This window comes from Oceanihabitans sp. IOP_32, from assembly GCF_009498295.1.
Lineage (GTDB): Bacteria > Bacteroidota > Bacteroidia > Flavobacteriales > Flavobacteriaceae > Wocania > Wocania indica.
The window spans coordinates 1002083-1016537 of the sequence record NZ_CP040813.1; the positions used below are offsets into that span (position 1 = coordinate 1002083).

The 14455-nt window shown below is 34.2% G+C and carries 14 protein-coding genes; 10 read left to right on the forward strand and 4 right to left on the reverse strand.

Annotation, left to right across the window (positions count from 1 at the left end; translation table 11 throughout):
- The first annotated feature begins 469 nt into the window (after positions 1 to 469).
- The 7 genes from FEZ18_RS04235 to FEZ18_RS04265 all read left to right on the forward strand — a co-directional run bounded on the left by FEZ18_RS04235 (position 470) and on the right by FEZ18_RS04265 (position 6276).
- On the forward strand, positions 470 to 1681 hold the full coding sequence (locus FEZ18_RS04235; protein ID WP_153267170.1) for an NAD(P)/FAD-dependent oxidoreductase: 1212 nt from the start codon (positions 470 to 472) through the stop codon (positions 1679 to 1681).
- 102 nt (positions 1682 to 1783) lie between these two features.
- Entirely contained in the window at positions 1784 to 2035 is a 252-nt protein-coding gene (locus tag FEZ18_RS04240; protein ID WP_153267171.1) for a hypothetical protein, read from the forward strand.
- Positions 2019 to 2288, forward strand: a complete 270-nt coding sequence (locus FEZ18_RS04245) for a type II toxin-antitoxin system RelE/ParE family toxin (RefSeq protein ID WP_153267172.1) — start codon at positions 2019 to 2021, stop codon at positions 2286 to 2288. The genes FEZ18_RS04240 and FEZ18_RS04245 overlap by 17 nt, the downstream gene beginning before the upstream one ends.
- A 95-nt stretch (positions 2289 to 2383) precedes the next feature.
- Positions 2384 to 3460: a diphosphomevalonate decarboxylase gene (gene mvaD / locus FEZ18_RS04250; protein WP_153267173.1), complete on the forward strand. Its 1077-nt coding sequence runs from the start codon at positions 2384 to 2386 to the stop codon at positions 3458 to 3460.
- Positions 3461 to 3487: 27 nt separating this feature from the next.
- Entirely contained in the window at positions 3488 to 4417 is a 930-nt protein-coding gene (locus FEZ18_RS04255) for a mevalonate kinase (RefSeq protein ID WP_153267174.1), read from the forward strand.
- A gap of 48 nt (positions 4418 to 4465) precedes the next feature.
- Complete coding sequence (locus FEZ18_RS04260) at positions 4466 to 5368, forward strand: geranylgeranylglycerol-phosphate geranylgeranyltransferase (RefSeq protein WP_153267175.1); 903 nt, start codon at positions 4466 to 4468, stop codon at positions 5366 to 5368.
- Positions 5369 to 5433: 65 nt separating this feature from the next.
- Entirely contained in the window at positions 5434 to 6276 is an 843-nt protein-coding gene (locus FEZ18_RS04265; protein ID WP_153267176.1) for a pseudouridine synthase, read from the forward strand.
- Positions 6277 to 6447: 171 nt separating this feature from the next.
- Here FEZ18_RS04265 and FEZ18_RS04270 read toward each other — a convergent pair whose 3' ends face one another.
- The 4 genes from FEZ18_RS04270 to FEZ18_RS04285 form a co-directional block, all read right to left on the reverse strand.
- Positions 6448 to 7635, reverse strand: coding sequence for an ABC transporter permease (locus tag FEZ18_RS04270; protein WP_228122849.1), 1188 nt, complete (start codon positions 7633 to 7635; stop codon positions 6448 to 6450).
- The gene (locus FEZ18_RS04275) at positions 7632 to 8588 is read right to left on the reverse strand and encodes an HlyD family secretion protein (RefSeq protein ID WP_153267177.1); all 957 of its coding nucleotides are present in this window, start codon (positions 8586 to 8588) and stop codon (positions 7632 to 7634) included. Before FEZ18_RS04275 ends, FEZ18_RS04270 begins: the two co-directional genes overlap by 4 nt.
- A gap of 12 nt (positions 8589 to 8600) precedes the next feature.
- Positions 8601 to 9974: a TolC family protein gene (locus tag FEZ18_RS04280; RefSeq protein WP_153267178.1), complete on the reverse strand. Its 1374-nt coding sequence runs from the start codon at positions 9972 to 9974 to the stop codon at positions 8601 to 8603.
- A gap of 159 nt (positions 9975 to 10133) precedes the next feature.
- A complete protein-coding gene (locus FEZ18_RS04285; RefSeq protein WP_153267179.1) occupies positions 10134 to 10691 on the reverse strand; it encodes a Crp/Fnr family transcriptional regulator in 558 nt (185 codons plus the stop codon).
- A 408-nt stretch (positions 10692 to 11099) separates the two neighbouring features.
- Between FEZ18_RS04285 and FEZ18_RS04290 the strand changes: the two genes are divergently transcribed.
- The 3 genes from FEZ18_RS04290 to FEZ18_RS04300 are packed head-to-tail and all read left to right on the forward strand — an operon-like array spanning position 11100 to position 14453.
- Positions 11100 to 12491, forward strand: a complete 1392-nt coding sequence (locus FEZ18_RS04290) for an arginine decarboxylase (RefSeq protein ID WP_153267180.1) — start codon at positions 11100 to 11102, stop codon at positions 12489 to 12491.
- A 59-nt stretch (positions 12492 to 12550) separates the two neighbouring features.
- A complete protein-coding gene (gene speB / locus FEZ18_RS04295) occupies positions 12551 to 13489 on the forward strand; it encodes an agmatinase (protein WP_153267181.1) in 939 nt (312 codons plus the stop codon).
- Complete coding sequence (locus FEZ18_RS04300; RefSeq protein ID WP_153267182.1) at positions 13479 to 14453, forward strand: deoxyhypusine synthase family protein; 975 nt, start codon at positions 13479 to 13481, stop codon at positions 14451 to 14453. The genes speB and FEZ18_RS04300 overlap by 11 nt, the downstream gene beginning before the upstream one ends.
- The last annotated feature ends 2 nt before the right edge of the window (positions 14454 to 14455 follow it).

Below are 14455 nucleotides of genomic sequence, written 5' to 3' on the forward strand. Positions count from 1 at the left end.
ATTTATTTCAGTCCACGACAAACACGAAACATTTAAACAGCGTATTACTAGCCTATTAGACTTATACATTGCAAAGCTCTCACTGAGCCTACAAAAGGCTCTGTGAGAGCTTTATTATAGAGAAAATTTATTATTCTTGGTACTCCAAATTAATTTTGTCATACCTTTTACAAATTGATATATTTACACGCGAAAATCAGCTGTGTCGTGTTTTTATTATGACTTATAATTTTTCGTAAATTCAATACTTAAGGGCTTTTATACCAATTTAACTTTGTAATGTCGTGTAAATAAATTGAATTATTTTTTGATTAATTGAAATGAAAAATAAATAGCATAGCATTGTTACGGTAATTATTTTTGATGAAAAGTAAGCAAAAAAGAAGCTATTTATTACGACATTATATGGTTAAATTGGTATTAATCCTAAAAACAGAAAAAAATCAAAAAACACAGCTCTTTTAAGCCAATGAACACATACAACATTATAATTATAGGCGGTGGTGCAGCAGGTTTTTTTGCGGCGATTAATATTGCTGAACAAAACCCGAACTTAAAAATAGCCATTCTTGAACGCGGAAAAGAAGGTTTACAAAAGGTGAAAATTTCTGGTGGTGGGCGGTGTAACGTGACACACGCCGAGTTTACCCCATCTGAATTAGTGCAAAATTACCCAAGAGGCGAGAAAGAGTTGCTTGGGCCTTTCCATCAATTTATGACAGGAGATACTGTAGAGTGGTTTGAAAATCGCGGTGTAGCCTTAAAAACCGAAGAAGATGGTAGAATGTTTCCTGTTTCCAACACGTCGCAATCCATTATAGACTGTTTTTTGAATGAAGCTGAAAAGCATCAGATTAATGTTTTATATAATCATTCGGTTCAATCTATTAAAAATAAGAATAATAACTGGCAATTAGCCAGCAATCAGGGTGAGTTTTATGCCGAAAAACTATTAATAGCCACAGGTAGTAATCCTAAAATCTGGAAACTTTTAGAAGACTTAAACCATACCGTTGTTCAACCCGTACCCTCATTATTCACATTTAATATTAACGATAAACGCATAAAAAACATCCCTGGTGTGGTTGCGAAAGATATTGAAGTAAAAGTGGTAGATTCTAATTTAGAATCTAGCGGCCCTTTACTTATAACACATGTTGGCATGAGTGCGCCTTCCATTTTAAAACTTTCTGCTTTTGGTGCTTTAGAATTGGCTAAACGCCATTATAAATTTTCAATAGAAATAAACTTTATCAAACAATCTTTTGAAGAAGCTCTAGACCACTTAAAAACATTAAAACAAGAACTCAATAAAAAAACCATATTTAAGTTCTCACCATTCGATTTACCAAAACGTTTATGGCAACAATTGGTTTTAGCATCTGGTATTACCGAGGCGACAACTTGGGCCGATTTAAATAAAAACCAATTGGAAAGTCTAGCCTCTCAGTTAACAAAAGCCGTTTTTAACGTGGATGGGAAGAGTACTTTTAAAGAAGAATTTGTAACTGCAGGTGGTATTGATTTAAAAGAGATAAATTTTAAAACCTTTGAGAGTAAGCTGCATAAAAACCTCTATTTTGCAGGTGAAATTTTAAATATTGATGCCATTACAGGTGGTTTTAATTTTCAGAATGCGTGGACAGGAGCGTATATTGCCGCGAAATCTATGTCTAAATAAGGTAGCAGATTTCTATCTGTAGAGTAAACTATTATATATCTAACCTATATTATTAAATATTTATTTTATATATTTGATATATAGAACATATATAAAGACGACATGGGAAAAACTAAAAAACTCATAGAGCTAAACGATAAAGCCATTGCTATTTTAGAAAAGCAGGCAAAACTTCAAAAGCGCTCCTTAAAAAACTATATCGAATACACACTGGAAGACACAGCCATGCGTTACAGCGAACCCTCTGAAGAATACAAAGCGATGATGGATGATATGATTGAGCGTATGGAAAATGGAACCTTAAAAACTAAATCTTTAAGTGATGTGCTAAATATATATGGACGTGAACTATGAAATCACCAACATAGCTCAGAAAGAATTAGATAAAGCTGTTTGTTATTTTAAGTTAATTGACAAAGAAGAAGAGTTTTTAAGTGATTTAATACTGCAGTTTAATTTAATAGTAAAGATGCCTTTAGCCTTTCAATTAAGATATAGGCAAGTTAGAATTGTGATGTTAAATCAATTTAATTATTCTGTTCATTATTCCATACACCATAAAACAATTTTTATTTTGAGAATAATCAATCAAAACCAAGATTTTTAAATACACCAATAGCGAGCCAACTTAAAACTTAGGTAACTTCAACGCACCACAAAATTATTGTAAAGTTCGTATCTTTGTTAGCTTAAACCGCATTGATGATACAAAAACAATTTATTCCGAATACTTACAAGAACACCATTGAAAAAGGCTCTTATACTTGGTCGTCGCCAAGCAATATTGCCTTAGTAAAATATTGGGGAAAAAAAGAACATCAAATTCCAGAGAATCCTTCAATTAGTTTTACGCTAGATAATTGCAAAACCATAACAACGCTTAGTTTTGTCAAAAAAAATACTGATAATTTTTCGTTTGATATCTTTTTAGACGGTGAAAAAAAAGACGATTTTAAACCTAAAATCGAAACCTTTTTTAAACGTATCGAAAATTATTTACCGTTCTTAAAAGCCTATCATTTCACAATTGAAACTTCAAATACATTTCCGCACAGCTCTGGCATAGCCTCTTCTGCCTCAGGCATGAGCGCATTGGCTTTGTGTTTAATGAGTATTGAAAAGGCCTTAAATCCAGATATGAGCGAAGCCCATTTCATTAAAAAGGCCTCGTTTCTTGCTCGTCTAGGCTCTGGAAGTGCTTGCCGAAGTCTCGAAGGCGATTTGGTCGTATGGGGGAAACATAAGCAAATTGATGGAAGTTCAGATTTATTCGGGATAAAATATCCTTTTCATGTGCACGAAAATTTTAAAAATTATAACGATGCCATTTTACTCGTAGATAAAGGCGAAAAGCAAGTTAGTAGTACCCTTGGTCATAATTTAATGCACAACCATCCCTTTGCTCAAGAGCGCTTTAAACAAGCTCACGATAATCTTTCAAACCTTATTAAAATATTAAAAACTGGAGATCTAAAAAACTTTATTGACCTAGTTGAAAGTGAGGCTTTAACATTGCATGCTATGATGATGACCAGTATGCCCTATTTTATTTTAATGAAGCCAAACACCTTAGAAATAATTAATAAAATTTGGAGTTACAGGCAAGACACGGGCATTCCCGTTTGTTTTACTTTAGATGCTGGCGCTAATGTTCATGTTCTATATCCTGAAAAGCACACCGAAAAAGTTAATCAATTCATTAAAAACGAATTAGTTGTGTATTGCCAAAATGGGCATTATATTTGCGATAAAATTGGTTTTGGCGCAAAACAATTGTAACTTTATAAAACCAAACTACAAAAATTAATGAAAGGACCTCTATTTTACTCAAAAATACTGCTCTTTGGAGAGTATGGCATCATCAAGGATTCCAAAGGCTTATCGATACCATATAATTTTTATAATGGTGCCTTAAAAATGGATGATAATCGTTCTGAAACTGCGTTAGCATCTAACGAGAGCTTAAAAAAATATGTGGCGTACCTGAGTGAAATAGATCCAAACTTGGTAACTTTCGATATGGCGACCTTAAAAAAGCATGTTAACGAAGGCATGTATTTCGACTCATCCATCCCGCAAGGATACGGTGTTGGTAGTAGTGGAGCTTTGGTGGCGGCTATATACGACGAATATGCCCATGATAAGATCACGGTTTTAGAGAATTTAACTCGAGATAAACTCCTGAAATTAAAGTCTGTGTTTTCGGCAATGGAATCGTTTTTTCATGGAAAATCTTCAGGTTTAGATCCTTTAAACAGTTATTTAAGCATTCCCATCTTAATCAATTCAAAAGATAATATTGAAGTGACTGGGATTCCATCGCAAAAAAGTGATGGTAAAAATGCAGTGTTTTTAATAGACAGTGGTATTATAGGTGAAACAGCTCCTATGGTTCGAGTTTTTATGGAAAACATGAAACAGGAGGGTTTTAGACAAATGTTAAAAAATCAATTTATAAAACATACCGATGCTTGTGTAGAAGATTTCTTAAGAGGCGATATTAAATCGTTGTTTGCCAATACTAAGCATTTATCTAAAGTTGTTTTAAATCATTTTAAACCCATGATACCTGCCCAATTTCATGAGCTTTGGAAAAAAGGTATCGAAACCAACGAATACTACCTAAAGCTTTGTGGCTCCGGCGGTGGCGGCTATATTTTAGGTTTTACTGAAGATATAGATGTTGCTAAAAAATCATTAAAAGATTATAAGTTAGAAGTAGTCTATAACTTTTAATCCACAAAATAATTGTTTTCTTAAAAAAGTCTTTTCTCATTACATTTTATGTTTAATCGAAGACAGAAACATATACTATTAAAGTTTTTCAGTATGTTTTCTGTAGTTCGTGGCTATAACATTTTAGTTATTGTTATGGCACAATATTTAACAGCCATTTATATTTTGGCTTACGATAAGCCGCTTAAAAGTGTAGTATTTGATATTAATTTACTCATGTTGGTTTTGGCCTCTGCAGCTGCTATTGCAGGAGGCTATATTATAAATAATTTTTACGACTCTGAAAAAGACCAAATTAACCGTCCCCTAAAATCGAAATTAGATAGATTGGTTAGCCAAAACACCAAATTGTCTTTATATTTTGTTTTGAATTTTTTAGCAGTTATTCTAGCAAGCTATGTATCGTTTAAACCCGTTTTGTTTTTTTCTGCTTATATATTTGCAATTTGGCTGTATTCGCACAAACTAAAGAAACTTCCCTTTATAGGTAATATCACCTCGGCTATTTTAACCATAATGCCATTCTTTGCTATTTTGATGTATTATCAAAATTTTGAAACGGTTATATTTGTTCATGCCTCTTTTCTATTTTTAATAATATCGATGCGCGAACTCACCAAGGATTTAGAGAATATAAAAGGTGATTTACTTTTAAACTACAACACCATACCTGTTGTATACGGCGAAAGAGCATCTAAAATTATGCTCACAACATTAGCAGTGCTTACTTTAATTCCTATATATTTATTAACAAACCATTTCGAGATTGGCTATATGCATATTTATTTTTATCTATCGGCTGTATTACTTTTTGGATTTTTACTGATGCTTTGGAAATCTAAAACAAAAATGCATTATTTAATTCTGCATAATATCTTAAAATTTATAGTTTTGGCTGGTGTATTTAGCATTGTACTTCTTGATGTTGGTTTGATTTTGAATAGAATGTAACAAAATTGTTCATCTTAAATCGTCAATCGTAATTTTAACTATATCTTTGCAGCAAAATTATAGTAATGAGTAAGCAACAAGGCGGAAAAAGAAAAGGAAAAACTCAAGCAGAAGGTTCCAAAAAAAACTTTAAGAAAAGTTTTGTAAAAGGTAATTCATCTTTTAAACACACAGAACCTAAACCAAAAAAACCTTCGAATCCAAACGAGATTCGTTTAAATAAATATGTAGCTAATTCTGGGATGTGTTCTCGTCGTGAAGCCGATGTACACATCGCCACTGGACTAGTCTCTGTAAACGGTAAAATAGTTACAGAAATGGGTTTTAAAGTCAAACCTGGAGACGAAGTGCGTTACGATGGTGCCCGAATAAACCCAGAAAAAAAAGCCTACGTACTGCTTAATAAACCAAAAGGTTTTGCCACCACTACAAGCGAAGGTAAAGGCAGAACGGTGATGGATTTGGTAGCCAATGCCACCAGTTCACGCATTAAACCTATTGGACGCCTTGGTAGAAACTCTAAAGGCTTACTGTTATTTACGAACGATGATTTAATTGTAGATAAATTTACAAATTCTAAAAATGGAGTACCGCGTTTATTTCATATAGAATTAGATAAAAACTTGAAGCTGGAAGATCTAAAAAAAATTAGAGAAGGTTTTAGAGTGGAAGGCAAACTTATTACGGTCGAAGAGATTAGCTATATTGATGGAGCCTCTAAAAAAGAAATCGGTTTAAAAATTAAAAATACTGGAAATACCATTATCCGAACCATTTTTGATTATTTAAAATATGAAATAGAAAGCTTAGACTGTGTTGCTATTGGCCATTTAACGAAAAAAGACATCCCGCGTGGCAGTTGGAAACATTTAACTGAGCAAGAGCTAAACACTTTAAAAATGCTTTAGTTTTTTTATGAAGACTACCTTATAAGTAACGCCAGCTTATTTTAAAGCGTATGGCAAAACTTCTCAAAAACTCATAAAATTTTTAAACAAAAAAATCTTAATTAATGACTATAAAATTCAGTCATTAATTAAGATTTTTTATTTTGAACCACTAAACAATAGCTCGTTAAGCTAAAGTGTTTCGGCCAGCGTATTATTTTGAACGTTTTTAGCCAATCTATTTATTTTAATCTGAAGCAACACCACCATACTCACAAAAGCCACGACAATAATTGACAATAACATGGTTATTTCTGGCACAATAGAGGATATATCACCACCATAAAACGCAATCTTTCTAAATCCATTTAAAAATTGGGTTACCGGTATGTATTGCGCCACATTGGTAATAAAATCAGGAATGGCCGATGTTGGCCAGGTAAACCCACTTAAAATAAAAGCTGGGGTAGAGATTACCATTAATAATTCGGTCGCCTTTAATTGATTAGGAATAGCTACAGAAAACAGCATACCAATAAACATAGAAGCAAATGTTAATAAAATAGCTAAAACCAACATAGGTAAATTAAAAATATCTGCTGTAATTTTAAAATACACAAAAAGCATACTTACAAAAAACCAGATAAAAGGCAGCATTAATAAAAACGGCACCGCTTTTAATGCAATATGATAAAGTGACGATTTACTTTCTTGCATGAGCTTAACAAAATACCCATCTTCAAAATCTCTTGAGAATACCAAGGCCATAGCCAAGAAAATAACTTGCTGCATAATAGCAGCTAAAATTCCAGGCAACATAAAAGCCACATAGTTTCCAGATGAGTTATACAGTTTATTAAAATTGATTTTAAAGCTCTCATAAGAAATCATGGCTTGAGCCGGATGCATACCTTGTTTTTTTAAGCCTTCTATCTCCATGCCGGCATTTAGCGTCATTAAAACCGAATTAATATTGTTACTTGCGGTATTGGCATTTAAAATATTGGCCATATTTAAATCTACCCGAATTTCTGGTCGTTGTTTTTGTAAAATCCCTTTTTCAAAATCACTAGGTATGGTAATTACTGCGGCGTATTGCTCGGTTGGCATTTCTTCGAGAAGATTTCCTGAATCTGGTCTTACATTAACCACGAGCAAACCTTCATTATCATCAAAAGCATCAATCATTATATCTGATGTAGGACTCCCGTCTTTATCAACAATAACAATGGGTAAATTGGTAACTTTTGCTTGTTGATATACAAAACCAAATAAAATACCATAGCCTAATGGCGCACCAAAAAAGATGGCTATTAAAACACTATTAGAAAAAATCCGTTTAAATTCTTCCTTTAGTAAATTTTTAAAATTCTTCATCATTTGATTAAAATAGTAGCATTAATATAAAATTCTTGATGACTCACATCACTTGTTGGTACCACTTTTAACTCATAAATAGCTTCTGCTAATTGATACAATGGTGCTGTACTGGTAATGTTGGCATACTGTGCCAATTGATTTATGGCTACAATTTTAGACGGGGTTTCTTCGTTTGTATAGGGATTAATAAGGGTGAGCATATCCCCTACTTTAAAATCGTAAATCTTAGATTCTGGAATGGTAAATCTAAAATAAACGCTATCTGTTTTATATCCGTTAAACAAGGTATAGCCTGGTGTAAGCAGCTCGCCTTCTACCAAACTTATAGTTTGAACACTCATGTTTGCTGGTGCAATTAAGTACTGCTCATTATATGCCGAAAGCACCTCTTCTTTAGCTCCAAGCGCCCCATCTAGCTGTCCTTTGGCTTGTTCTATTTGCTCGGCTCTTACGCCTTTTTTAACCTCGGCACGTTTGGCTTCAAGCGCATCAACTTGTGCTTGTGCCATGTTCAGCTTCATTTTTACCTCATCAAACTGCTGCAGGCTTAGTAGAGAGTCTTGATACATGTTTTCTAATCTCTTGTAAGATTCTTGAGCAAACTTTAACTGTGCTTTTCCGGCATTTAGTTTGCCTTCTATTTGGTTTAACTGCTCCTTAGTAGCGCCATTATAGGCCATATTAAGCTGCCCTTGCGCCGCTTTTATAGCACCCTCAACCTGCATCATTTTGGCATGTACTTCTGGTATGTTTAGTAATGCTAGCGTGTCACCTGTTTGTACCGTTTGTCCTTCTTCAACATATATTTTTTCTATGCGCCCAGGTACTTTAGCACTAACTGCAATGGTTTCAAATTTCACTTTCCCTCTGTTTGTAGTGATAGTCTCATCTTTACAAGCTTGCAAAGCAATCAAGGCAAGACAGCTTAATGCTATGTTTCTATATCGTTTCATTCGTGTTGTGTTTTAATAAGTTAGTATTCCTTTAGCGTGTAGTAAATCTGCAACAGCGCGTCGTTCCTTAAAATACGATTCTTGTAATTTAAAATTGGCTTTTTCAACATCAGTTAAAGCATCTAAAACATCTGTAATAGAGCTTAAATTGTTTTGGTATTGTTTATTAACCATCTCATACGTATCGTTGGCGAGTTCAATTTCTTTTTTTACAATAATGGTGTTTTGTTGTGCGGCCTGATAACTCAACTCTGCTTTTATAATGCTTAAGGCAATCATTTCTTGCGCTTCTTCAATGCGCTCTTGAAATTTTTGTCTTTCCAATTGTGTTTTTCTACTTTTAAGTCGTGATGTATTCCCATCAAAAACATGCCATTGTACGCCAACACCTACAAACCATTGCGGATCTAATAATGATAAATCATCCTCTATAAATTCGTATCGTCCTTTTATAGCCACCTTAGGAATAAAATTGCTTTTTTCCATTTTAGACTGATAATTTGTGGCTTTCTCAGCTTCTTCCAAAGCTTTCACCTCATACCGCTTTGCTACACTAAAATCTGATGCTAATGAAAATGCTGTTAGTTGCGGTTCTAGTTTTCTTAAGTTTATCTTAGTCTCACCGGTAAGTTGATGAAGCACCTCAATGAGCATAATATTATTATGGTCAAATTCTAACTTTCTAGCAGCCAATTGTTGTTGAGCAATTTCAATTTTTTTTCGGCTTAAAGGTGTTGCCAAACCATTTTCAATAGCTTTACTCACGTAAAACGCTTGTTCATTAAGAAAATCTTCAGTAGTAATAAGCACTTGCTTTGAGGCTTTTACTAAAGCAAGCTTATCATAGGTTTCAATAATTTGTAAAGCCATTTTATCTTTTTCGGCTTCGCCTAGAAAATTTAAAGACTGTTCTTTGTGTTTACTTGCTTTTAGGGCGTTTCTGGCTTCTAAACCACTAAACAATACCCAATCTAAATCTACAGAAGATTTGAATATATCTTTATCCTGCAAGTTTGCCGGTTGCTGTAAAGGGATATTATCTGGAAAAGGAGAGTTAAAAGGTAAACCAATAGCATCTTTAATGATGAGTTTTTGGGTTCCCATTAATAAGGTTTTTGTAGCATCATCAAAAGTGATATCATCATTTAACCTGGCATAACTCGCATTAAAGGTAATATTGGGCAAAAACACCGCTTTTGCCATTTGCTGATCGACCTTAGCCTGCTGGGCTTCCAAACGGTTATTTTTAATACTGTGGTTTTTATTGAGGCCTTTGTGAATTAAGTCTTTTAAAACAGGATCTAATTCTTGTGCTGGAATTACGGACGACACTAATAACATAAGCACCATAGTTATTAGCCTTGTAGCTCTTTTATTTATAATCATTGATACGAATTTTTAAATATAGTGCGAAGATACCCCTGTAATACATGGTAACATATGACCTATATCAAATAATGAAGGGCTTTTGCCATCGATTGGCAAGTAAAACACATTAAGGATGCCGATACGAAATAAAAAATTGGTATTATTTATTTAAAACCTCTACTTTCTAATCCTGCTCAAGGTTTCTGGAGTCATCCCCAAGTAAGAAGCAATATGCCCTAAGGGCACTCGATACACTATATCTGGAAACTCGGCTATCATGTAATCGTAACGCTCTTTAGCCGTTTGAAACTGGACAGCATTCAATTTATTTACTACCCGAGTAAGCATTTCTGTGATAACTAAGCGTCCCATTTTTTCCATTTTAGGGTATTTTTCAAATAAGACATCGATTTCAGCCTTCGAAACACAGTGCAATACAGAATCTTCTAAAATCTCTAAATAGTACAAGCTTGGGGTTTGTTGAAAAAAACTATCCATACTAGACATGAATTTACCCACACCAAAAAACCATTGGGTAATTTCCCTGCCGCTTTCATTAAGATAATAACTTCTGGCCATGCCAGACTCTACAAAATAAAGGAGATTACATATTTCGCCCTGACGCACTAGCACTTGATTTTTTGAAACAGATGTTTTCTTAAAATACGTGCAGATATCCTGCAATTCATCTTCGGTAAAAGGTACTACAGTTTCTAAAAAATCTGAAATAGTCATAACTAAATTTAAATGTTAAACTTACTATTTTTTTAGCGTAGTATCAAGTCATTAAAGGTACTTCTAAAGAAATAAAAAATATATTAAAAAAAGTTTCAAAAAAAGTTTTAAATTCAGAAAAATGTATTTCATTTGCATTATATTTAGCTGAACAATTTTGAAATCTGTTTCTGTGTTCGGGCTTTTGAAAATTAGGAAGTCATATTCAAAAGCAGCTTATAAGATGAGCGACCGAATTTTAAAGCTAACTTCCGTATCACCCATTACTGCAAGCCAAAATATCTTCGGCTTTGCACCAACTACACATTGTAAGATACAGATTTGATTAGTAGGTATTATTTCCGTTTTTAGAAACGCTAGGTTTCTTGTTTTAAATTTTTAAAAAACAATTCAAAAAAAAACAAAATAATGAATACTAAATATATTGATCTCATCAATCAAACTTTCGATTTTCCTCAAGACGAGTTTACACTTGAAGACAACAAACTTAATTTCCACGATATCAACCTCATGCAATTGGTTGAGCAATATGGAACACCTTTAAAATTCACTTATTTACCACAAATATCTAACAATATTAATCGTGCGAAGCAATGGTTTGCAAATGCCATTAAAAAACATGATTATAAAGGTAAATACAACTACTGCTATTGTACCAAAAGCTCGCATTTTAAACATGTTTTAAACGAAGCTTTAAAGAACGATATTCATATTGAAACCTCATCTGCTTTTGATATTGATATTGTTGAAAACTTAAAAAGCGAAGACAAAATCACGAACGACACCTTTATTATATGCAATGGCTTTAAACGGGCGCAATACGTCACTAATATTGCTCGATTAATTAATAACGGGCATAAAAACGCCATTCCTATTATTGATAATTACGAAGAAATTGAACTCCTTTCAAACGAGATTAAAGGCCAATTTAATATTGGCATCCGTATTGCTTCAGAAGAAGAACCCAAGTTCGAATTCTACACCTCGCGATTAGGGATTGGGTATAAAAATATTGTGCCGTTTTATAAAAATCAAATTCAAAACAATAAAAAAGTAGAACTTAAAATGCTTCACTTTTTTATTAATACCGGCATTCGCGATAATGCCTATTATTGGAACGAACTTTTAAAGTGTTTAAAGGTATATACCAGTTTAAAGAAAATTTGCCCGAGCCTAGACAGCTTGAATATTGGCGGGGGTTTTCCTATAAAAAACTCTTTAGTATTCGATTTTGATTATGAGTATTTAGTTGATGAAATTGTAAACCAAATTAAACTCACCTGTGAAGAAGAAGGTGTAGAAGTGCCCAATATTTTTACCGAATTTGGAAGTTTTACCGTAGGAGAAAGCGGCGGCGCTATTTACGAAGTGCTGTACCAAAAACAACAAAACGATCGTGAAAAATGGAACATGATTAACTCGTCTTTTATTACCACCTTACCAGATACTTGGGCCATAAACAAGCGTTTTATAATGTTACCAATAAATCGCTGGGATCAAAGTTACGAGCGTGTTTTACTTGGCGGCTTAACGTGCGACAGTGACGACTATTACAATAGCGAACAACATATTAATGCCATTTATTTACCAAAATACAACAAACAAAAACCGTTGTACATTGGCTTTTTTAACACCGGCGCCTACCAAGAAACTATTGGCGGTTTTGGTGGTTTACAACACTGTTTAATCCCAACGCCGAAACACATTTTAATTGATAAAGATGCCGACGGAAATATTTCGACAGCCGTATTTGCCGAACAACAAAAAAGTGAAGATTTACTTAAAATTTTAGGCTATTAAATACCTACCAATAAAATTAATAACTTAAATTAGTCATTACACATTTTAGTAGACAAAAAATGGAAACAAAAACTTACGCTGGAATTCCAGAAGAATTTGCAAAAAAGGAAACCGCAAAAATTGTATTAATTCCGGTACCTTATGACGGTACAAGCACATGGCAAAAAGGTGCAGATAAAGGTCCAGAAGCTTTTTTAAATGCTTCAGAAAACATGGAACTTTACGATATTGAAACCGACACCGAAGTGTACAAACAAGGTGTGTATTTAGCCGATGCCGTTACAGAAAACAGTACGCCAGAAGCTATGGTAGAAGCGGTACACAAAACCGTAAAAAAATATATTAAAAAAAATAAATTTGTCACCATTTTTGGAGGCGAACATTCCATCTCAATTGGCACTATTCGCGCCTTTAATGAAATGTATCCCAACTTAAGCGTTTTGCATATCGATGCCCATGCCGATTTACGCCAAAGCTACGAAGGCTCAACCTGCAATCATGCCTGTGCGGTTTATGAAGCCAGCCAGAGTACCAACCTTATTCAGGTAGGGATTCGCTCTATGGATGTGATGGAAAAAACCGTGATGGATGAAGACAAAACCTTTTTTGCACACGATATGGCTATGGATGATACTTGGATGGATGCCGCAATCGATCAAATGACAGACAACGTGTTTATCACTTTCGATTTAGATGCTTTCGATCCTTCAATCATGCCAAGCACAGGAACCCCAGAACCTGGTGGTTTATTATGGTACGAAACCTTAGATTTTTTAAAACAAGTTTTTGAAGAAAAAAACGTGGTAGGTTTCGATATTGTTGAACTGTGCCCAAATGAAAAAGAAAAGTCATCAGACTTTCTAGCAGCCAAGTTATATTATAAAATGCTAAGCTATAAATTTAAAAATGATGAAGCAGAAGACGATTACGACAATGCTTTTGACACCAACGAAATAAATAAAAACAATTCAAAATACAACGAAGACGATGACTACTAAAGGACCTATTTCTCAATTTATAGAAAAGCACTACTTACATTTTAATGCTGCGGCCTTAGTTGATGCTGCCAAAGGATATGAAGCACAGTTAGATGGCGGCGCAAAAATGCTAGTTTCTCTTGCTGGAGCTATGAGTACCGCAGAACTTGGTAAGAGTTTTGCCGAAATGATTCGTCAAGACAAGGTTCAAATAATCTCTTGTACAGGTGCCAACCTTGAAGAAGATATTATGAATTTAGTAGCACATTCACATTACAAACGCGTACCAAATTACCGCGATTTAACACCTCAAGACGAGTGGGATTTAATGGAAAAAGGATTAAATCGCGTAACAGATACCTGTATTCCAGAAGAAGAAGCCTTTAGACGCTTACAGAAACATATCGTAAAAATTTGGAAAGATGCCGAAGCAAACGGAGAACGTTATTTACCGCACGAGTATATGTATAAAATGTTATTATCTGGCGTATTAGAACAATACTACGAAATAGACCTAAAAGATTCTTGGATGTACGCTGCCGCAGAAAAGAACTTACCAATAATTTGTCCAGGTTGGGAAGATAGTACCATGGGCAACATCTTTGCTAGCTACGTACTTAAAGGCGAGTTACAAGCCAGTACCGTAAAATCTGGAATTGAGTATATGACCTTTTTAGCAGATTGGTACACCGCAAACTCTCAAAACGGCATTGGTTTCTTCCAAATTGGAGGCGGCATCGCAGGCGATTTCCCAATATGTGTGGTACCTATGTTGTATCAAGATATGGAACGCCCAGACACACCGTTTTGGAGTTATTTTTGTCAGATTAGCGATTCTACAACAAGTTACGGGTCGTATTCTGGTGCTGTACCAAACGAAAAAATCACTTGGGGTAAACTCAATGTAGACACCCCTAAATTCATAATAGAAAGTGACGCCACTATTGTTGCGCCATTGGTTTTCGCCTATGTATTAGGCCTGTAAAC